At 60.1% G+C, this 19,866-nt stretch carries 21 protein-coding genes and 1 tRNA gene; 13 read left to right on the forward strand and 9 right to left on the reverse strand.

What is annotated here, in order from left to right:
• From infB to RGCCGE502_RS00640, 8 genes are all read left to right on the forward strand, one after another.
• Window positions 1-2,051, forward strand: a 2,051-nt coding sequence (gene infB, locus RGCCGE502_RS00605) for a translation initiation factor IF-2 (RefSeq protein ID WP_016552222.1), incomplete at its 5' end; no start/stop codon positions are given.
• Window positions 2,052-2,126: 75 nt separating this feature from the next.
• Window positions 2,127-2,537, forward strand: a complete 411-nt coding sequence (gene rbfA, locus RGCCGE502_RS00610; RefSeq protein WP_019279587.1) for a 30S ribosome-binding factor RbfA — start codon at window positions 2,127-2,129, stop codon at window positions 2,535-2,537.
• A gap of 12 nt (window positions 2,538-2,549) precedes the next feature.
• Window positions 2,550-3,482 (forward strand): tRNA pseudouridine(55) synthase TruB, encoded by a 933-nt coding sequence (truB, locus tag RGCCGE502_RS00615; protein ID WP_016552224.1) that lies wholly within the window; start codon window positions 2,550-2,552, stop codon window positions 3,480-3,482.
• 130 nt (window positions 3,483-3,612) lie between these two features.
• The gene (locus RGCCGE502_RS00620) at window positions 3,613-4,464 is read left to right on the forward strand and encodes an alpha/beta fold hydrolase (protein WP_016552225.1); all 852 of its coding nucleotides are present in this window, start codon (window positions 3,613-3,615) and stop codon (window positions 4,462-4,464) included.
• A 157-nt stretch (window positions 4,465-4,621) separates the two neighbouring features.
• Window positions 4,622-4,891, forward strand: a complete 270-nt coding sequence (gene rpsO, locus RGCCGE502_RS00625; protein WP_016552226.1) for a 30S ribosomal protein S15 — start codon at window positions 4,622-4,624, stop codon at window positions 4,889-4,891.
• Window positions 4,892-5,207: 316 nt separating this feature from the next.
• A complete protein-coding gene (gene pnp, locus RGCCGE502_RS00630; protein ID WP_016552227.1) occupies window positions 5,208-7,358 on the forward strand; it encodes a polyribonucleotide nucleotidyltransferase in 2,151 nt (716 codons plus the stop codon).
• Between the two features lie 72 nt (window positions 7,359-7,430).
• A complete protein-coding gene (locus RGCCGE502_RS00635) occupies window positions 7,431-8,447 on the forward strand; it encodes a class I SAM-dependent methyltransferase (protein ID WP_016552228.1) in 1,017 nt (338 codons plus the stop codon).
• 73 nt (window positions 8,448-8,520) lie between these two features.
• On the forward strand, window positions 8,521-8,928 hold the full coding sequence (locus tag RGCCGE502_RS00640) for an ester cyclase (RefSeq protein WP_016552229.1): 408 nt from the start codon (window positions 8,521-8,523) through the stop codon (window positions 8,926-8,928).
• A 47-nt stretch (window positions 8,929-8,975) separates the two neighbouring features.
• On the opposite strand, the gene fabI is transcribed toward RGCCGE502_RS00640, so the two are convergent.
• The 3 genes from fabI to fabA are packed head-to-tail and all read right to left on the reverse strand — an operon-like array spanning window position 8,976 to window position 11,584.
• Window positions 8,976-9,782 carry an enoyl-ACP reductase FabI gene (fabI, locus tag RGCCGE502_RS00645; protein WP_016552230.1) on the reverse strand — a complete coding sequence of 269 codons (807 nt, stop codon included), beginning with the start codon at window positions 9,780-9,782 and terminating at the stop codon, window positions 8,976-8,978.
• 4 nt (window positions 9,783-9,786) lie between these two features.
• A complete protein-coding gene (fabB, locus tag RGCCGE502_RS00650) occupies window positions 9,787-11,010 on the reverse strand; it encodes a beta-ketoacyl-ACP synthase I (protein ID WP_016552231.1) in 1,224 nt (407 codons plus the stop codon).
• A gap of 58 nt (window positions 11,011-11,068) precedes the next feature.
• Complete coding sequence (fabA, locus tag RGCCGE502_RS00655; protein ID WP_016552232.1) at window positions 11,069-11,584, reverse strand: 3-hydroxyacyl-[acyl-carrier-protein] dehydratase FabA; 516 nt, start codon at window positions 11,582-11,584, stop codon at window positions 11,069-11,071.
• A gap of 302 nt (window positions 11,585-11,886) precedes the next feature.
• On the opposite strand from fabA, the gene irrA reads away from it, so the two are divergent.
• Entirely contained in the window at window positions 11,887-12,306 is a 420-nt protein-coding gene (gene irrA, locus RGCCGE502_RS00660) for an iron response transcriptional regulator IrrA (protein WP_016552233.1), read from the forward strand.
• A 2-nt stretch (window positions 12,307-12,308) separates the two neighbouring features.
• Here the strand turns inward: irrA and RGCCGE502_RS00665 are convergent, their stop codons facing one another.
• Entirely contained in the window at window positions 12,309-12,944 is a 636-nt protein-coding gene (locus tag RGCCGE502_RS00665; RefSeq protein WP_016552234.1) for a trimeric intracellular cation channel family protein, read from the reverse strand.
• 123 nt (window positions 12,945-13,067) lie between these two features.
• Between RGCCGE502_RS00665 and RGCCGE502_RS00670 the strand changes: the two genes are divergently transcribed.
• A complete protein-coding gene (locus RGCCGE502_RS00670) occupies window positions 13,068-13,550 on the forward strand; it encodes a hypothetical protein (RefSeq protein WP_016552235.1) in 483 nt (160 codons plus the stop codon).
• A 1-nt stretch (window position 13,551) separates the two neighbouring features.
• Here RGCCGE502_RS00670 and RGCCGE502_RS00675 read toward each other — a convergent pair whose 3' ends face one another.
• The 5 genes from RGCCGE502_RS00675 to RGCCGE502_RS00695 all read right to left on the reverse strand — a co-directional run bounded on the left by RGCCGE502_RS00675 (window position 13,552) and on the right by RGCCGE502_RS00695 (window position 16,380).
• On the reverse strand, window positions 13,552-14,337 hold the full coding sequence (locus RGCCGE502_RS00675) for a YdcF family protein (protein ID WP_016552236.1): 786 nt from the start codon (window positions 14,335-14,337) through the stop codon (window positions 13,552-13,554).
• A gap of 52 nt (window positions 14,338-14,389) precedes the next feature.
• Complete coding sequence (locus RGCCGE502_RS00680) at window positions 14,390-15,112, reverse strand: YoaK family protein (RefSeq protein ID WP_016552237.1); 723 nt, start codon at window positions 15,110-15,112, stop codon at window positions 14,390-14,392.
• A gap of 103 nt (window positions 15,113-15,215) precedes the next feature.
• Window positions 15,216-15,509 carry a hypothetical protein gene (locus tag RGCCGE502_RS00685; protein ID WP_016552238.1) on the reverse strand — a complete coding sequence of 98 codons (294 nt, stop codon included), beginning with the start codon at window positions 15,507-15,509 and terminating at the stop codon, window positions 15,216-15,218.
• Window positions 15,510-15,768: 259 nt separating this feature from the next.
• A tRNA-Ala gene (locus RGCCGE502_RS00690) sits at window positions 15,769-15,844 on the reverse strand.
• Between the two features lie 149 nt (window positions 15,845-15,993).
• Entirely contained in the window at window positions 15,994-16,380 is a 387-nt protein-coding gene (locus RGCCGE502_RS00695) for a TIGR02300 family protein (RefSeq protein ID WP_007798949.1), read from the reverse strand.
• 238 nt (window positions 16,381-16,618) lie between these two features.
• Between RGCCGE502_RS00695 and RGCCGE502_RS00700 the strand changes: the two genes are divergently transcribed.
• From RGCCGE502_RS00700 to rpsA, 3 genes are all read left to right on the forward strand, one after another.
• The gene (locus RGCCGE502_RS00700) at window positions 16,619-17,260 is read left to right on the forward strand and encodes an FMN-binding negative transcriptional regulator (protein ID WP_016552239.1); all 642 of its coding nucleotides are present in this window, start codon (window positions 16,619-16,621) and stop codon (window positions 17,258-17,260) included.
• 8 nt (window positions 17,261-17,268) lie between these two features.
• Complete coding sequence (gene cmk / locus RGCCGE502_RS00705; RefSeq protein WP_040673857.1) at window positions 17,269-17,916, forward strand: (d)CMP kinase; 648 nt, start codon at window positions 17,269-17,271, stop codon at window positions 17,914-17,916.
• A 168-nt stretch (window positions 17,917-18,084) separates the two neighbouring features.
• Entirely contained in the window at window positions 18,085-19,788 is a 1,704-nt protein-coding gene (rpsA, locus tag RGCCGE502_RS00710; RefSeq protein WP_016552241.1) for a 30S ribosomal protein S1, read from the forward strand.
• Window positions 19,789-19,866: the final 78 nt, after the last annotated feature.

The raw sequence follows: 19,866 nt of genomic DNA on the forward strand, positions 1-19,866 counted from the left end.
CGGGTGCCGCTGCACCTGGACCTGCCGGTCGCGGTCGCCGTGAAAATGACGAAGACGATCGCGGTGCACCGCGTGGCGGCGCTCCGGCGCGCGGCCGTATCGTGCGTCCGGAACCGGCAAAGCCCGTTGCCGCGCGTCCGAAGGGTGACGAAGGCCGCCGTCAGGGCAAGCTGACAATCACCGCTGCGAGCACGGATGACGACGGCAACGCCCGTGGCCGCTCGATGGCCGCCATGCGCCGCCGCCAGGAAAAATTCCGCCGCAGCCAGATGCAGGAAACCCGCGAAAAGGTTGTCCGCGAAGTCATCCTGCCGGAGACCATCACCATTCAGGAACTGTCGCAGCGCATGTCGGAACGCGCAGTCGACGTCATCAAATACCTGATGAAGGAAGGCCAGATGATGAAGCCGGGCGACGTCATCGACGCCGACCTTGCTGAACTTATCGCCGGCGAATTCGGCCACACCGTCAAGCGCGTTTCGGAATCGGACGTTGAAGAAGGCATCTTCAACATTGCCGATGCCGAAGGCGATCGCGTTTCGCGTCCGCCCGTTGTGACGATCATGGGTCACGTCGACCACGGCAAGACTTCGCTGCTCGACGCCATCCGCCATGCCAACGTGGTTGCCGGCGAAGCCGGTGGCATCACGCAGCATATCGGCGCCTATCAGGTAGAGCAGAACGGTCAGAAGATCACCTTCATCGACACGCCCGGCCACGCCGCCTTCACGGCAATGCGTGCCCGTGGTGCGCAGGCAACCGACATTGCGATCCTGGTCGTTGCCGCTGACGACAGCGTCATGCCGCAGACGATTGAATCGATCAACCATGCAAAGGCCGCTGGTGTTCCGATCATCGTGGCGATCAACAAGGTCGATAAGCCGACCGCCGATCCGCAGAAGGTGCGCACGCAGCTCCTGCAGCACGAAGTCTTCGTGGAATCGATGGGCGGTGAAGTTCTCGACGTCGAAGTTTCGGCCAAGACCGGCTTGAACCTCGACAAGCTGCTGGAAGCCATCCTGCTTCAGGCTGAAATCCTGGACCTCAAGGCCAACCCGAACCGCACGGCGGAAGGCACGGTCATCGAAGCCCAGCTCGACCGCGGCCGCGGTTCAGTTGCCACGGTTCTCGTTCAGAACGGTACGCTGAAGCCTGGCCAGATCATCGTCGCCGGTGATGTCTGGGGTCGTGTCCGCGCCCTCGTCACCGACAAGGGCGATCATGTCAAGGAAGCCCCGCCGGCCATGCCGGTCGAGGTGCTTGGTCTTTCCGGCACGCCGCAGGCCGGTGACAGGTTCGCTGTCGTCGAAAACGAAAGCCGCGCCCGCGAGATCTCCGAATACCGCCAGCGCCTCGCTCGCGACAAGGCCGCCGCCCGCCATTCGGGTCAGCGCGGCTCGCTGGAACAGATGATGACGCAGCTGCAGTCCGCTGGCGTCAAGGAGTTCCCGCTGGTCATCAAGGGCGACGTGCAAGGTTCGATCGAAGCGATCGCCGGCGCGCTCGAAAAGCTCGGCACGGACGAAGTTCGTGCCCGCATCGTTCACTCGGCTGTCGGCGGTGTGACGGAATCGGATATCTCGCTTGCCGAGGCATCGGGTGCCGCGATCATCGGCTTCAATGTCCGCGCAAACGCGCAGGCTCGTACGCTGGCGGAACGCCAGGGCATCGAAATCCGCTACTACAACATCATCTACGACCTGGTGGATGACGTTAAGGCGGCGATGTCGGGTCTGCTCTCGCCGGAGCGTCGCGAAACCTTCCTCGGCAATGCCGAGATCCTCGAGGTGTTCAACATCACGAAGGTCGGCAAGGTCGCGGGTTGCCGCGTCACCGAAGGCAAGGTCGAGCGTGGTGTCGGCGTTCGCCTCGTCCGCGACCACGTCGTCATCCACGAAGGCAAGCTCAAGACGCTCAAGCGCTTCAAGGATGAAGTCTCGGAAGTGCATTCCGGCCAGGAATGCGGTATGGCTTTCGAGAATTACGAAGACATCCGCGCCGGCGACACGATCGAATGCTTCCGCGTCGAGCACATCACGCGTACGCTTTGATCGCGTGATACTGGAAATTTGGACGGGCGCCGGATCAACTGAGGCCGGCGCCCGAACCTTTTGAGGCAAAGAAAAATGGCAACAAGACCAACAACCTCCGCACCTTCGCAGCGTATGCTGCGCGTCGGCGAGCAGGTTCGCGCCGCGATCACGCAGGTTCTGCAGCGCGGCGAAGTGCGCGATGACGTGATCGAGAAGACCGTCATTTCGATTTCCGAAGTCCGCATGTCGCCCGATCTGAAGATCGCGACCGCCTTTGTGACGCCGCTCGGCGTGACGGACCATGATGCGGTGATTGGCGCGCTAAACCGCAATGCAAAATACATTCGCGGCCGCCTCGGGTCCCAGCTTCGGCAGATGAAGTACATGCCGGAGGTCCGCTTCCGCGACGATACGAGCTTCGACAATTACAAGAAGATCGACGAGTTGCTGCGCTCGCCCGAGGTCCAGCGCGATCTCGATCACGGCGATACCGAAGAAGAATAGTAGAAGAGACTGATGTCCAAACCACGCAAACCGAAGGGCCGCCCGATCTCGGGTTGGCTGATCCTTGATAAGCCGGTCGATTTCGGCTCAACGGAAGCCGTTTCCAAGATCAAGTGGCTGTTTAAGGCGCAGAAGTGCGGTCACGCGGGCACGCTCGACCCGCTGGCGTCGGGGATGTTGCCGATCGCCCTTGGCGATGCGACCAAGACCGTCCCCTACGTGATGGACGGCCGCAAGATTTACGAATTCACCGTGACTTGGGGCGAGGAGCGTGCAACGGACGATCTCGAGGGCGATGTGACGCAGAGCTCCGACAAGCGCCCGAGCGAACAGCAGATCCGCGACCTCCTGCCGAAATACACCGGCGTCATCAGTCAGGTGCCGCCGCAGTTTTCTGCCATCAAGATATCGGGCGAGCGCGCCTATGATCTGGCGCGTGAAGGTGAAGCCGTCGAGATTCCGTCGCGCGAGGTCGAGATTTTTCGTTTGACGCTCCTGTCTTGCCAGGATGCCAATACGGCGCATTTCGAAGTCGAATGCGGCAAGGGCACCTATGTACGGGCGCTCGCGCGCGATTTCGGCCGCGAGCTTGGCTGCTATGGCCATATCTCCGGCCTGCGTCGCAGCTTTGTCGCTCCGTTTGCCGAAGAGACGATGATACCGCTTGCCGATCTCGTTGCGCTTGAGACAGTCGAAGATGCGGACGAACGGCTTGCCGCTCTGGATGCCCTGCTGATCGAGACCAGCGAAGCGCTCTCCTCGCTGCCGCATCTTGTCGTCAACGACGACCAGGCGCACAGGCTGAAGATGGGCAATCCGATCCTCGTGCGCGGGCGCGATGCGCCGGTTGCCGAAAGCGAAGCCTATGCCACGTCCCGCGGCAAACTGGTCGCGATCGGGGAGATCGGGCAGGGTGAGTTCCGCCCGAAGCGCGTTTTTGGCTGATCTTCGATAAACCTCTGGTTTCGGCTCGATGCAGGGCTAGACAAACCACAGATGGCAGTTGTCAGCCTTTGCCATTAAGATATGTTTCCCTGATCCGGGCCGCGGAGCCCTTTGGATCAGGGAGATAGTCATGCGCAGACTTGCAGCCGGCATCCTCATGTTCTTCTCGGCGGTTTTGATGGCCGCGAGCGCTTCGTCGGCAGAGCGCTGGGCGACGTTGCCAGCCTTCCCACCGATGCCGGCCCCTAAGACGAGTGGCATGGCCCCCGTCAACGACATCAAGATGTACTACGCCGAATACGGTGAGGGTGAGCCGATCCTGTTCATCCACGGCGGGCTCGGTAGCGCCGACGTCTGGGGCTACCAGGTGGCTGAATTTGCCAAGGATCATCGGGTGATCGTAGCCGACAGCCGGGGGCATGGCCGCTCGACGCGCAGCCAGCAGCCGTTCGGCTATGATCTGATGACCTCCGACTATGTCGCTTTGCTGGACTATCTGAAGCTCGACAAGGTTACGCTGGTCGGCTGGTCGGATGGTGGCATCATCGGCATCGACATGGCGATGAAGAACCCTGAGAAGCTGACGCGCGTGATCGCGCAGGCCGCGAACGTCACGACTGACGGCGTCAAAGCCGACGCTTTGACCAACAAGACTTTCAGCGATTACATCAATGCAGCTGGCGAGACTTACAAAAAACTCTCGCAGACACCGAATGAATATGATGCCTTCGTTACCGAGATTTCGGCGATGTGGGAAAGTCAGCCTGTCTGGACGGCCGATGACCTTGGCAAGATCAAGGTACCCATGACCCTGGCCATCGGCGATCACGACGAGGCGATCAAGCTCGACCACACCGAGATGATGGCCAAGCAAATTCCGGGATCGAAGCTGGTGATCCTCAAGGACGCGAGCCATTTCGCCATGCTGCAAGACCCAGAAGGTTACAATGCCATGATCCGGGATGCGATGGCTGGAAAGTGACGAATCGACCATCTCAGCTCTGCCTCTTTCCATTGCAGCACATTTGGTTTATAGGCAGCGCCAGCAATCGGGCTCTGTCCGGATGCATTCGCGGCCAAAGCTGGACGACATCCCGGCTTTTGGCGACCTAATCTCCTCTCATAGAAAGGAACATCCGATGTCGATTACTGCTGAGCGCAAGACGGCTCTCATCAAGGAATACGCAACGTTCGAAGGCGACACCGGTTCTCCGGAAGTTCAGGTTGCCATCCTGACCGAGCGTATCAACAACCTGACCGGCCACTTCAAGGACCACAAGAAGGATAACCATTCCCGCCGTGGTCTGCTGACGATGGTTTCCAGCCGCCGCTCGCTTCTTGACTACCTCAAGAAGAAGGACGAAGGCCGCTACACCAAGCTGATCGGCAGCCTGGGTATCCGCCGCTAGTGATTTCTCGGCGGGCGCTCCCCCTTGGGACGCCCGCCGGATTTTTTCGGGGAACCTTTCCCCACCCGCCACCCGTGGCGGATTGCCCGGCAGACCCGGATGGGCCGGTTCTGCCAAACCAACCGTTGACCTGTCATGGGGCAGGATTGCCGGATGCTTTCGGCCAGGGCTCGATGAGCTTTGGCCCGGTCTCTTCCGGGACCGTTGATGCAAAGCCTCCCGTTGTCTTGCCCATGATGTGTCACACCGATTGCGGTTGACCGTGTGCCGTGCCTTGGAGGGCAGGCGCGCGTTCCCGCATTGAAGGACAAGACATATGTTCGATACTCATAGTGTGGAAATCGAGTGGGCAGGCCGCCCGCTGAAGCTGGAAACCGGCAAGATCGCCCGTCAGGCTGACGGTGCGGTTCTCGCGACCTACGGCGAAACCGTGGTTCTCGCCACCGTCGTTTCCGCCAAGGCGCCGAAGCCGGGCCAGGACTTCTTCCCGCTGACCGTCAACTACCAGGAAAAGACCTACGCAGCCGGCAAGATCCCCGGCGGCTACTTCAAGCGCGAAGGCCGTCCGTCTGAAAACGAAACCCTCGTTTCCCGCCTGATCGACCGCCCGATCCGCCCGCTCTTCCCGGAAGGCTACAAGAACGACACCCAGGTCGTCGTCACCGTCATCCAACATGACCTCGAAAACAACCCCGACATCCTGTCGATGGTTGCGACCTCTGCAGCCCTGACGCTCTCGGGCGTTCCCTTCATGGGGCCTGTCGGCGCTGCCCGCGTCGGCTACATCAACGGCGAATACGTTCTGAACCCGCATCTCGACGAGATGGACGAGTCGGTTCTCGACCTCGTCGTCGCCGGTACGCACGATGCCGTTCTGATGGTTGAATCCGAAGCCAAGGAACTCAACGAAGAAGTCATGCTCGGCGCGGTCATGTTCGGTCACAAGGGCTTTCAGCCGGTGCTCGACGCGATCATCAAGCTTGCTGAAGTGGCCGCCAAGGAACCGCGTGACTTCCAGCCGGAAGACTATTCAGAACTCGAAGGCGAGATGCTGAAGCATTTCGAAGCCGAGCTTCGCACCGCCTACAAGAACACGCAGAAGGCCGAGCGCTACTCTGCCGTCGACGCCGTCAAGGCGAAGGTCAAGGCGCACTTCCTGCCGGAAGAAGGCGAAGCCAAGTACACGGCCGAAGAAGTCGGCGCGATCTTCAAGCACCTGCAGGCAAAGATCGTTCGCTGGAACATTCTCGACACCAAGAGCCGCATCGACGGCCGCGACCTAGAGACCGTTCGCCCGATCGTTTCGGAAGTCGGCCTCCTGCCGCGCACGCACGGTTCTGCTCTCTTCACCCGCGGTGAAACGCAGGCGATCGTCGTTGCCACGCTCGGCACCGGCGAAGACGAGCAGTATGTCGACAGCCTGACGGGCATGTACAAGGAGCGCTTCCTGCTCCATTACAACTTCCCTCCCTACTCGGTTGGCGAAACTGGCCGCATGGGCTCCCCGGGCCGCCGCGAAATCGGTCACGGCAAGCTCGCATGGCGCGCCATCCGCCCGATGTTGCCGTCTGCCGAGCAGTTCCCCTACACGCTGCGCGTTGTTTCCGAAATCACCGAGTCGAATGGCTCATCCTCCATGGCAACCGTCTGCGGCACCTCGCTCGCTCTGATGGACGCCGGCGTTCCTTTGGCTAAGCCGGTTGCCGGTATCGCCATGGGCCTGATCCTCGAGGGTGACCGCTTCGCCGTTCTCTCCGACATCCTTGGCGACGAAGACCACCTCGGCGACATGGACTTCAAGGTTGCAGGCACGGCCGATGGCATCACCTCGCTGCAGATGGACATCAAGATCGCCGGCATCACCGAAGAGATCATGAAGGTCGCTCTCGGCCAGGCTCAGGGCGGTCGCACCCACATCCTCGGCGAAATGGCCAAGGCCATCACAGAGAGCCGCGGCCAGCTCGGTGAATTCGCACCGCGCATCGAAGTCATGAACATCCCGGTCGACAAGATCCGCGAAGTCATCGGCTCCGGCGGCAAGGTCATCCGCGAAATCGTCGAAAAGACCGGCGCCAAGATCAATATCGAAGACGACGGCACCGTGAAGATCGCATCTTCCTCGGGCAAGGAAATCGAAGCGGCCCGCAAGTGGATCCACTCGATCGTTGCCGAGCCGGAAGTCGGCCAGATCTACGAAGGTACTGTCGTGAAGACCGCCGACTTCGGCGCCTTCGTCAACTTCTTCGGCGCCCGCGACGGCCTCGTCCACATCTCGCAGCTCGCTTCCGAGCGTGTTGCCAAGACCCAGGACGTCGTCAAGGAAGGCCAGAAGGTTTGGGTCAAGCTCCTCGGCTTCGACGAGCGCGGCAAGGTCCGCCTGTCGATGAAGGTTGTCGATCAGGCAACCGGCCAGGAATTTCCGGCTGCTGAAAAGTCTGAAAAGAAGAAGGAAGATGCGGCTGAGTAAGCCGCGCCTTTCAAACCATTTGAGGGCGTGGGAGTTTTCCCGCGCCCTTTTTGCATCCAAAGAGAAGAGACCATGAGCCGCGAGACCCTGAAGACACTGTTCCATCCCTTTGCCAGCGGCACCGTCGGCGCGCCGGGCGAGGGCGAACGCGTACTCTTCCTTGGCGCGGAGGCGGGCTTCGCTGTGCCAGAGGGCTTTGCCGCCTCGCTGAGCGCCGTACAGGGCTTCCGGCCGCTGTACCGACAGCTGCTCTCCCAGCGCATCGAAACCACGCCTGAGATCGAAGGCGAGGACTACGATGCCGCGCTGGTTCTCTGCAACAAGCACAAGGGCGAGAACGAGGCCAACATCGCTGCCGCGCTTCAGCGTGTGAAGGAAGGCGGCTTGATCGTCATCGCCGGCGGCAAGGAGGATGGCATCCAGTCGCTGCGCAAGCGCATGGAGGGCTTCGGCCTTGAGATCGAACACATGCCGAAATATCACGGCGTGGCGCTGTGGTTCGCACGGCCGGCCGACGTCACCGAGGTCGTCAGCAAGTTTTCCAAGCCGTCCGTCCGCGTGGATGGCCGTTTCCTGGCTGCAGCTGGCATGTTCTCGCACGATCGCGTCGATGATGGCTCGGAATTGCTCGCCTCGCGTCTGCCCGCCGATTTTACCGGTGACGTAGCCGATTTCGGCGCTGGTTGGGGGTATCTCTCCGTCGAATTGGCAGAGCGGTCTCCCGGTGTCAGCCGTCTTGACCTCTACGAAGCCAACTACGCCGCTCTGGAAGCGGCAAAGGCCAATCTGGAGGAGAACTGCCCGAACGTGCCTGCGCGCTTCTTCTGGCACGATCTGGCCGGCGAACCGGTCAAGGACAAGTACGATCTCGTGATCATGAATCCGCCCTTCCACGAAGGCCATGCGGCAGAGCCATCGCTCGGCCAGGCGATGATCAAGACGGCAGCGTCGGCGCTGCGCGGCGGCGGTCGTCTGCTGCTGGTTGCCAATCGCGGCTTGCCTTACGAGCCGGTGCTGGCCGCGAACTTCAAGGAGAGCGGCGAAACCTGCCGCAACGCCCGCTTCAAGGTGCTTTGGGCAAAGAAGTAGTCACCCCGCATAGCCGGCCTTCCCGGATCTGTTAGACTTGCCCCAACGAGCTTACGAGCGGGAGGGGCAAGCCATGGAAACGGAAGCCAACAAGGACATCGTCAGAGCCTATGTCGAGGCGTTCAATCGCTTCGACATGGTGGCGTTGCGCGACCTGTTTACCGCGGACGCGCGGATCTACGGCGTTCTCGGATATGGTGGCCTCGATGATGTCGAGCCGATCTGGCACGAGCTTCACGACGGCATGAACATAAACCTCGAGATCCTCGAAATCGCTGCCGAAGGGCAGAATGTCGTCGTCCGCTACAGGGAGACCGGCCGCTATTCCGGCTTCTTCCGCGGCCTTGTGGGTCACGATCCGACCGGTAAGAGCTACGACGTTACCGCGATGGAATGGTTCGTCATCGAAAACGGAAAGATTACGACGCGTTGGGGCGCCAGGGACTCGGCCGCCATCCTGCGGCAGGTCATGCATCACTAGCGGATGCGCCTAAAGGAAAAGCCGGGCTTCGAGCCCGGCCTTTTGTCTTATTCCACGTCTGCCTTGCGCAGCGCCTCCAGCGCCGGCATCGACGTAATGTTGAAGCCGGCATCGACGAAATGGATTTCACCAGTGACGCCTGCTGCCATGTCGGAGAGCAGGTAGAGGGCCGAATTGCCGACGTGATCGATGGTCACGGTCTTGCGCAGCGGCGAGTTCTGCTGATTCCACGACAGGATGGCCCGGGCATCAGAGATACCGGCGCCAGCCAGCGTGCGGATCGGGCCGGCTGAGATCGCGTTGACGCGAATACCACGCGGGCCGTAGTCGGCGGCCAGATAGCGCACGGAGGCCTCGAGAGCGGCCTTGGCAACGCCCATGACGTTGTAGTTCGGGATGACGCGCGTCGAGCCGTTATAGGTCAGCGTCAGCATCGATCCGCCTGCGTTCATCAGAGGCGCCAAGCGCTTGGCGATCTCGGTGAAGGAGAAACAGGAGATGACCATCGTGCGGCTGAAATTGTCGCGCGTGGTGTCGGCGTAAAGGCCCTTCAGCTCATTCTTGTCGGAAAAACCGATGGCATGCACGACGAAGTCGAGCGTGCCCCAGCGTTCCTTGATAGCTTCAACTGTGGCGTCGACGGAAGCAATGTCCTCGACGTCGCACGGCAGAACGAATTCGGATCCGGCTTCAGCTGCGAGCGGCTTCACCCGCTTGCCGAGTGCATCGCCCTGATAGGTAAAGGCAAGCTCTGCACCCTGTGCTGCCAGCGCCTTCGAAATTCCCCAGGCGATGGAATGGTTGTTCGCAACGCCCATGATAAGCCCGCGCTTACCCTGCATGATTCCTGTCATATTGTTATCCGTTGTAGCGCTGGAAGACGAGCGTGGCGTTGGTGCCGCCGAAGCCGAAGGAGTTGGAAAGCGCGATGTCGATCTTGGCATCATCGATGCGCTTGCGAACGATCGGCACGCCGTCGAATTCCGGGTCGAGCTCGGTGATGTGCGCGCTTTCGCCGATGAAGCCGGCCTGCATCATCAACAACGAATAGATCGATTCCTGCACGCCGGCTGCACCCAGCGAGTGGCCGGTCAGCGACTTGGTGGACTGGATGTGCGGCATCTTGGCGCCGAACACTTCGCGGATCGCACCGATTTCCTTGCTGTCGCCGACAGGCGTCGAGGTGCCGTGCGTGTTGACGTAGTCGACATCGCCCTTCACCGTCGAAAGCGCCTGGCGCATGCAGCGGATAGCACCTTCGCCCGACGGAGCGACCATGTCGTAGCCGTCGGAGGTGGCGCCGTAGCCGACGATTTCGGCGTAGATCTTGGCGCCGCGGGCCTTGGCGTGCTCCAGCTCTTCGAGAACCAGAACGCCGGCGCCGCCGGCGATGACGAAGCCGTCGCGGGTCGCGTCATAGGCACGCGAGGCGGTCTCGGGTGTGTCGTTGTACTTGGAGGACATGGCGCCCATGGCGTCGAACAGGTTCGACATGGTCCAGTCGAGGTCTTCGTGACCGCCGGCAAACATCACGTCCTGCTTGCCCCACTGGATCATCTCAGCGGCGTTGCCGATGCAATGCGCGGACGTCGAGCAGGCAGACGAGATCGAGTAGTTGACGCCGTGGATCTTGAACCAGGTGGCGAGCGTGGCCGAGGCCGTCGACGACATCGCCTTCGGCACGGCGAACGGGCCGATGCGCTTCGGGCTGTTGTTCTTCATCGTGATCTCGGCGGCTTCGATCAGCGTGCGCGTCGAAGGACCACCCGAGCCCATGATGATGCCGGTGCGCTCGTTTTCGCTATAGTCCTTTTCCTCAAGACCACTGTCGGCGAGCGCTTGCTTCATCGCGACGTGGTTCCAGGCACCCCCCTGCGAGAGGAAGCGCATGGCACGGCGATCGACCAGATCCGTCGGATCGAGCGAAGGGCGACCCCAGACCTGGCACTTGAAGCCGTGTTCGGCAAAATCGTTGGAGAAGGAAATGCCGGACTTGGCATCGCGCAGCGACGCAGTGACCTCGGCGGCATCATTGCCGATCGAGGAGACAACACCCAGACCCGTAACAACTACCCGTCTCATGTGTTTCGACCTTTTCGTTTTTTCTAACTTGGAAACCGGGCATGGATGCCCGGTGCAATCAGGCTTCTTTGTCCTTGGACAGGCCGACGCGCAGGTCGGTGGCCTGGTAGATGGTTTCGCCATCGGCCTTCAGCCAGCCATCGGCAGTGCCGAGCACCAGGCGGCCGCGCATGACACGCTTGAAGTCGATGCCGTATTCGAGCAGCTTCGTGGTCGGGCGGATCATGCCCTTGAACTTCACTTCGCCGGTTGAAAGCGCCATGCCGCGACCGGGCTCGCCCAGCCAGCCGAGGAAGAAGCCGGTCAGCTGCCACATGCCGTCGAGGCCGAGGCAGCCCGGCATGATCGGGTTGCCCTGGAAGTGGCAGGGGAAATACCAGTCGTCAGGCTTCACGTCGTATTCGGCGCGGATATAGCCCTTGTCGAAGGCACCGCCGGTTTCGGAGATGTCGGTAATGCGATGAACCATCAACATCGGCGGGAGGGGAAGCTGTGCGTTACCCGGGCCGAACAGTTCGCCGCGGCCGCAGGCCAGAATTTCCTCATAGTTGAAGCTGGATTGTTTCGTCGCCATGAAAACTCTAATTCCCCCCGCAACTTTGCCGATGGATGTGAACGTTTAGTCCAAGTTCAGCGGAAAATGAAGCATAAGCATGACTAGCTTCACCCACCTTCGGAGGACCGGCTGCGCGCCTTATTTGGTGGTCGCATACAGGAAGGCCAAGCCCCCGGCCAGCACTAATTGCGCCAAAAGCCCGATTTTGCGGCGCTTTCACTCGCTTTGTCCCCATTGAAACTATTGAAACGCTTTTGCGCAAAAGTTATATGGCTAATGAAACCTGATTGCTTGACGCTAGATTAACTGGAGTTCGTTGGATGGTGGCAGAGGCCCCGCTTACCATTGAGGCACGGCTGAGACACGCCGGCCTTCGTCCGACGCGCCAGCGCGTCGCGCTCGGTGACCTCCTCTTTGCCAAAGGCGATCGACATCTGACGGTCGAAGAACTCCACGAGGAAGCCGTGCACGCAGGCGTACCGGTGTCATTGGCGACCGTCTACAACACGCTGCACCAGTTCACCGAGGCCGGCATGATCCGCGTTCTTGCGGTCGAGAGCGCCAAGACCTATTTCGACACAAACGTCTCAGATCATCACCACTTCTTCATTGAAGGCGAAAACGATGTGCTCGATATTCCGGTCAGCAACCTGACGATCGGCAATCTGCCGGAGCCGCCGCCAGGCCTCGAAATCTCCCATGTCGACGTAGTAATCCGCCTTCGCCCTAAACAGCGTTGATCTCACATCACATCATCAGGGTGACGACCAGGCTTTGCCTTGTAGGTTGGAAAGGTCCAGCCGAAATAAAGCGCACCGCCACGCACCAGGAATGCAGCGCTGACACCGACTGCGGAGGCCGCATAAAGCGGCAGATCGAGTGCATTCGCGGCCGTGAATAGGCCGCCGCCCACAAGCGCAGCAGTAATGTAGATTTCCGGCCGCAACAGTACCGACGGCTCGTTGGCCAGGAGATCGCGCAGGATACCTCCGAATGTGGCGGTCAGTGTGCCGGTAACGATGGCGACTATTGGCGAACCGGTGGCTGCGAGGCCTTTCGCAGCCCCCATCACGCAGTAGGCCGAAAGCCCGACCGCATCCAGCCAGATCAGCCAGCGGTAGCGCGACTCGACAAGGTGCGCGGTGAAAAACACCACAACGCCGACAATGCAGCAGACGAGGACATAGATAGGGTTTAGAACCCAAAACACCGGCACGCGGCCAAGGATGATGTCACGCACCGTGCCGCCGCCCGTCCCGGTGACGAACGCAAAGAAGAGGAAGCCGATCAGGTCGAGCTGTTTACGCGATGCCGCAAGCCCGCCTGTCGCCGCAAACAGCGCAACGCCGGCATAATCCAGGTAGACGAACAGCGGCATGCAGTCCTCCAGAGCCGACGCGTATCTCTCCGAAATGAATCACGGCCGCAAGGGCGGCGCAAGGCGGATCAAGCAAACTGCGCGGCCAACAGCGCCCTTATCCGACCAAAAGAGAAACCCTTCGTGAAAACGCTCCTGATCGCTTTGAACATTGCTGTGCTGCTCGTTACCCCGGTTGCGGCTTTTGCCCAGCAATCGCTTATCTCGGACCCCGAGATTTACGAGAAGAAGCACTTCCAGGAACAGTGTACCAAAGCCGACTTTTCGGAAGGCTTCGTAATCCGCCAGGATATCAACAACGACGGCCTGATCGACGCTGTGGTCAACGAGGGCGAGTTGACGTGCGACGGCGAGAAGGGTCCGCAATGCAACGACGACGGCTGCACCTACAATTTCTATCTGCAGGTCGCAGAGGGCGGTTATTTCATGATCGCGACCGCGCAAGTCTACGGATACGACTTCGTGAAGCGCTTCGGCAACATGGTGCTGGCGATGAAAATGCACCCGCGCTTCTGTGATCGCCCGGATGCTGACAAGACGAAGGAGCCCTGTGTCGTCACCGCCCGTGTGCGCGGCACCAAGTTCGTGACGATTTCCAAGAAATAGGTCAGCCGGGGTAGAGCTCCGAGGTGCGACCGGCAAGGTAGTAACCGACAAGCCCGAACCACTCCCGGATTGCTGTTGCCAGGTTCTGGGAATTCCGGCTCGGCTGCGTGAAGTCGAGGCCAAGGCTTTCCCGCCCGTCGGTGCGGTAGTCCGTCGGCCACGGCACGACGTCGATCCCAAGCTTGCGGAAGATGCCGACCGATCGCGGCATATGGTAGCCGGAGGTGATCAGCAGACAGTTCGAAAGACCTTGGCTCGCCAGAAGCTCCTTGGTGTTCACTGCGTTTTCGAAGGTCGTGCGTGACGTCGTTTCTTCGACCAGCCGGTCTCTGCTGATGCCGAACATTGGGAAGAAGCGCGCCGATATCGCCGCGTCGCCTTCATAGATACCGGAGATCGATCCATCGCCGCCTGAAATCAGGATGCGGGCCTGCGGGTATTTCTGCGCCAGACGCACTGCCTCTACGAAGCGATCGGCGCCGGCATTGAGTTCGATGCCGTGGCGGGCGGTATTGACCTCATTCTCGAACGCGCCGCCGAGTACGATCATGCACTCCAGGCTTGCCGGATCCTGCGGCTTCAGAAACCGATCCTCGAGGCCCTGTAGAAGGTAGTTGCCGACGGTCGTGTAGAGGGTGACGAACAGAATGAGGCCCGCAATCGCTGTTGAACCGAGGCTTGTCGCGCGCCAGCGTAGAGCGCCCGCCACCAAGGCAAGCGCGACGAAGAGAAAAGCGAGCGACAAAGGTTGGCCGAACACCCAGACGAGCTTCGAAAAGAGAAACAAGGATGACTTCCTCTAGTGGTTTGGGGTGCTCTCTATCTGATTCGGTGGAGCTTTATTGCGACCGCGATTTCGTCTGCTTTGGCGAGCGCGACGCAGCGTTGAACCGGCGTTGGGTGCTTTTCGGAATCAAAAGGGTAGTAAGCGCAACCAACATCGCAAAAACGGCTATCAACCACAACGCCGCTGCCCCAGCGATTTGCGTCAACAGCGCACCAACAACAGCCCCGCCCAGCATGCCGACCCATGGCACGATCTGGATGGTCCAATCCATTCTGTCGTCGCCGACGATCCAGCGTCCAAGGCCACGTCCAAAGCGCGAGAGGGCTCCAGTGACATAGGTGAGACCGATCGGCAGCCCTTCGATCTGCTCGACCGCCGCGTTCACCATCCCCATGGACGCAACGATGAAATAGAAGCGCGGCATCGCCAGGCTATCTCCTGCCATCAACGAAGCCGTTGCCAGCGCGATGCTGACGCATGACAACACCGCAAACGTACGACGGTCTGCAAAGTGTGCGATCACGATGCCGACGGCGTTTCCAAGCACAAAGACCATGATCGCAGAGAGAAGGACAATTGCATGTCGCAAATTGCCGTCGCCAAGCGACAAGGCAGCACGCGTCGTGTTCCCAGTCATGAACGACACGAAGTCTCCCGTCAGCGCGAGGCCGGTGGCATCCGTCATGCCTGCCAAAAACGAGATCGCGCCGGCAAGCGTCAGGCCCGTTGCCGTTCTACGCGCATGGATCAGCCGCCGCCGTCTTTCTAGTGTCATTGAACCAAGGCTCCAGTCCGCCGGGGAAGTCGGCATGGAAACCATAGTCGCCGTTGCTAAAAATTTGGCAAAGCATCGGCGTGCAAAGCAAGTCGGGAAACTGTTAGTGGATGGTGACTGCGGCGACGTCTGGCGTGCTTACCGCGTAACGCTGGCCCATCAGATCCTGATGGTGCGTCGGCCAGCTCAAGCCGGTGAGAGCTGGGAGGTAGGCGTCAGGTAGGAAATCGTCTTCGCTCCCCCGACGGTTCATCATCCCTACCAATTCGCGGCCCTCGTCGACGGTCACCATATCCATGACAAACCCGTCGAGCACGGCCTTTTCCCCGGTCATGTCGTCAAACACCGTCCAGTAGATGTTGAGGTTCTTATGCAGGCTGTATCTCGGGGCTTCCATGGCAAAATCCTCCAGCTCGCCAACATCGCCAGGCTTCTGCGCGAAATTCGGTGGTGGCGCAGGGACCTTCGAACACCCGGTTAGAAGACCATGATCGCTCTGCGAAATGAATCCCACGTGCGTATAGACAGCCTATCCATTCAGGTAGGATGCTGAGTGCCGGCAACCGAGAGGGATTTGCCGCGGCCCTCTGCAGGCAGACGTTGGAGCGTAAGCATTCAATGCAATAAGACGGTCAGCACGATCTGTGAGGAAGATTTGGTGGAGCTAAGCGGGATCGAACCGCTGACCTCTTGCATGCCATGCAAGCGCTCTCCCAGCTGAGCTATAGCCCCATCAAGGCAGTCCGGCGAGCCGGTCCTGGGATGCTTCGCGAAGCGCTTGCCTCGCGGAGTGGCGGCTTCTTACTTCCGGTTTTTGGAGATAGCAAGCCAAAAAAATCGGCCCGGCGAAATTTTCTCGTCCGGGCCGACACTTAATCAGATCAGACTTCGTCTTCGTCGCCGGTGACGCCGATGATGTCGCTCATGTCGTCATCGTCGTCATCTTCGTCAGCTTCCAGGAAGGTGTCGTCGTCGTCGCCTTCGATTTCGACGTCGTCGTCGCCCATATCCGGGATGTCGTCGCCGGATGCGCCTTCATCGGCATCCTCGAGTGAAACCAGTTCGACTTCCGTGCTTTCGGTATCGACTTCCGCGACCTCTTCTTCATCCTGGGCTTCGGCAGCCGCGGCAGCGGAGGTTTCCTCGAAGAAGGAGAGGGGATAGGACTTGCCCGTATACGGAGAAACAATCGGATCCCGGTTCAGGTCGTAGAACTTCTTGCCGGTTTCCGGATCGGTACGCTTCGTTCCAAGTTCAGCTTTCGCCACTGTTAGCCTCGTGAGAATGGCCGAATCAAGATTCGGCAAATGCCGTGAAAACCGGCGTTCTATTCGGAATTTATAAGCCGGTCCCCATAATCGTTGCAGCACGGCATGTCAAAGCCTAACTTCAAGCATCGCTGATGCAAGCCGGATGACCGGTGCTGCTAGTTGTGGTACTGAGCCGGCGATTGTTCATTTTCAGGGCAGATCGGCTTGTCGCCGGCTGCTAAATGGGTGCCAAGGAATGTACCAGCCACCGCATTTTCGCGAGGAAGACCTGAGCGTCCAGCACGGCTTGATCCGGGCGCATCCGCTCGGCATGCTGATCACTGCGGGTGCTTCGGGCTTGATGGCGAATTCGGTGCCTTTCCTTCTCGATTCCGCAGCCTCCGAAAAGGGGACGCTGCGTCTCCACCTCGCCAGGGCCAATCCGCAGTGGCGCGATATCGAGGCAGGCGCCGATGTGCTCGCCGTCTTCCAGGGCGCTGATGCCTACATCACCCCATCCTGGTACCAGACCAAGCAGGAGACCGGCAAGGTCGTGCCGACCTGGAACTACGCAATCGTGCAAGCGAGGGGCAGGGCGCGCGTGATCGACGATGTCGACTGGCTGCTCCAGCAGATCAACGCGATCACCACGCAACAGGAAGGGCCGCGCGACAGGCCTTGGGCAGTGGGCGATGCGCCGGATGATTTCATCCGCGCGCAGCTGAAAGGCATCATCGGGGTCGAAATCGAGATTGCCACGATCGAAGGCAAGTGGAAGGTCAGCCAGAATCGGCCCGTTGCCGATCGCGAAGGTGTTGCTGCCGGTCTCGGTGAAGAGTCCGGTCGGGAAGACATGGTCGATCTCGTCCGTCGCTACGGCGGATTGACAGAGAAATGAACGGACAGATGACCATCAAACAGTTTACGATCGCCATCGATGGACCAGCCGCCGCCGGCAAGGGGACACTCTCGCGCAAAATCGCGGAGACCTACGGGTTTCATCATCTCGACACGGGACTGACCTACCGCGCGACGGCAAAGGCCCTGCTCGATGCCGGTCTCACACTCGACGACGAGGCGGTGGCAGAAAAGATCGCCCGCGAGGTTGAACTGGCCGGTCTCGATCGCGATATACTCTCGAAACATGAGGTCGGCGAGGCCGCCTCGAAGATCGCGATCATGCCTTCGGTGCGGCGTGCCCTGGTGGAGGCGCAGCGGCGGTTTTCGGAAAAGACGCCAGGTACGGTGCTCGACGGTCGTGATATCGGCACCGTCGTCTGCCCGGCAGCGCCGGTGAAGCTCTATGTGACGGCAAGTCCCGAAGTTCGGGCCAAGCGCCGCTACGACGAAATAAAGGGCAAGGGAGGAATTGCCGATTTCGATGCCATTTTCGACGACGTCAAGCGCCGCGACGAACGCGACATGGGACGGGCTGATAGCCCTCTGAAACCAGCCGAAGACGCGCACTTGCTTGATACGTCGGAAATGAGTATAGAGGCCGCGTTTCAAGCTGCGAAATCGATCATCGATGCAGCTTTGAGCCGAAATACCTGAATTCGAGCGATTTACCCGGGCCATGCCTGGGTCGCTTTTGAAGACTAAGCCTGAAATTCCGTCCAAGCGCCGGATTGCTTCCCGATGAGGAAGCGGACTGGGTTCAGGCCCGTTCAACACGAACCAACCGGCGCATACATATCCGGATTCGGATATGCAGGAGATTTCATGTCAGTAGCTACTCCCTCTCGCGAAGATTTCGCGGCCCTTCTGGAAGAGTCCTTTGCCAAGCACGACCTGGCCGAAGGCTACGTCACCAAGGGCATCGTAACGGCAATCGAGAAGGACTCCGCCGTTGTCGACGTCGGCCTCAAGGTCGAAGGTCGCATTCTGCTCAAGGAATTCGGCGCCAAGGCCAAGGACGGCACGCTCAAGGTCGGCGACGAAGTCGAAGTTTACGTTGAGCGCATCGAAAACGCTCTCGGCGAAGCTGTTCTGTCGCGCGAAAAGGCTCGCCGCGAAGAGAGCTGGGTCAAGCTCGAAGCCAAGTTCGAAGCTGGTGAGCGCGTTGAAGGCGTTATCTTCAACCAGGTCAAGGGCGGCTTCACGGTTGACCTCGACGGCGCGATTGCCTTCCTGCCGCGTTCACAGGTCGACATCCGTCCGATCCGCGACGTTACCCCGCTGATGCACAACCCGCAGCCCTTCGAAATCCTCAAGATGGACAAGCGTCGCGGCAACATCGTCGTATCGCGTCGTACGGTTCTGGAAGAATCCCGTGCCGAGCAGCGTTCTGAAATCGTTCAGAACCTCGAAGAAGGCCAGGTTGTTGACGGCGTCGTCAAGAACATCACCGATTACGGTGCGTTCGTTGACCTCGGCGGCATCGACGGCCTGCTGCACGTCACCGACATGGCATGGCGCCGTGTGAACCATCCGTCGGAAATCCTGTCCATTGGCCAGCAGGTCAAGGTTCAGATCATCCGCATCAACCAGGAAACCCACCGCATCTCGCTCGGCATGAAGCAGCTCGAGTCGGATCCGTGGGATGGCATCCAGGCCAAGTATCCGGAAGGCAAGAAGATCTCCGGTACCGTCACGAACATCACCGACTACGGTGCGTTCGTCGAGCTGGAGCCGGGCATCGAAGGCCTGATCCACATCTCGGAAATGTCCTGGACCAAGAAGAACGTACACCCCGGCAAGATCCTGTCCACGAGCCAGGAAGTCGAAGTCGTCGTTCTCGAAGTCGATCCGTCCAAGCGTCGTATTTCGCTCGGCCTCAAGCAGACCCTGGAAAATCCGTGGGCGGCATTCGCTCGCAACCATCCGGCCGGCACTGAAGTCGAAGGCGAAGTCAAGAACAAGACCGAATTCGGCCTGTTCATCGGCCTCGACGGCGATGTTGACGGCATGGTGCACCTCTCCGACCTCGACTGGAACCGTCCGGGCGAACAGGTCATCGAAGAGTTCAACAAGGGTGACGTCGTTAAGGCTGTCGTGCTCGATGTTGACGTCGAAAAGGAGCGCATCTCGCTCGGCATCAAGCAGCTTGGCAAGGATGCTGTCGGTGAAGCAGCAGCTTCCGGCGGCCTGCGCAAGAATGCAGTCGTTTCCTGCGAGGTGATCGCAGTCAACGACGGCGGCATCGAAGTGAAGCTCGTCGACCACGAAGACATCACCTCGTTCATCCGCCGTGCAGACCTCTCGCGCGACCGCGATGAGCAGCGTCCGGAACGCTTCTCGGTTGGCCAGGTTGTTGACGCCCGCGTCACCAACTTCTCCAAGAAGGACCGCAAGATCATGCTGTCCATCAAGGCTCTGGAAATCGCAGAAGAGAAGGAAGCTGTTGCTCAGTTCGGTTCGTCCGACAGCGGCGCTTCGCTCGGCGACATCCTCGGCGCGGCTTTGAAGAACCGCGGCGGCGAATAATCGTCAGCCTCAGGCTTGAAGAATAAAAGAACCCGCCGGAGCGATCCGGCGGGTTCTTTGTATTTGTGCTCCCCGCGC

The sequence above is a fragment of the Rhizobium grahamii CCGE 502 genome (genome assembly GCF_000298315.2).
In the GTDB taxonomy this organism is placed as follows: Bacteria; Pseudomonadota; Alphaproteobacteria; order Rhizobiales; family Rhizobiaceae; genus Rhizobium; species Rhizobium grahamii.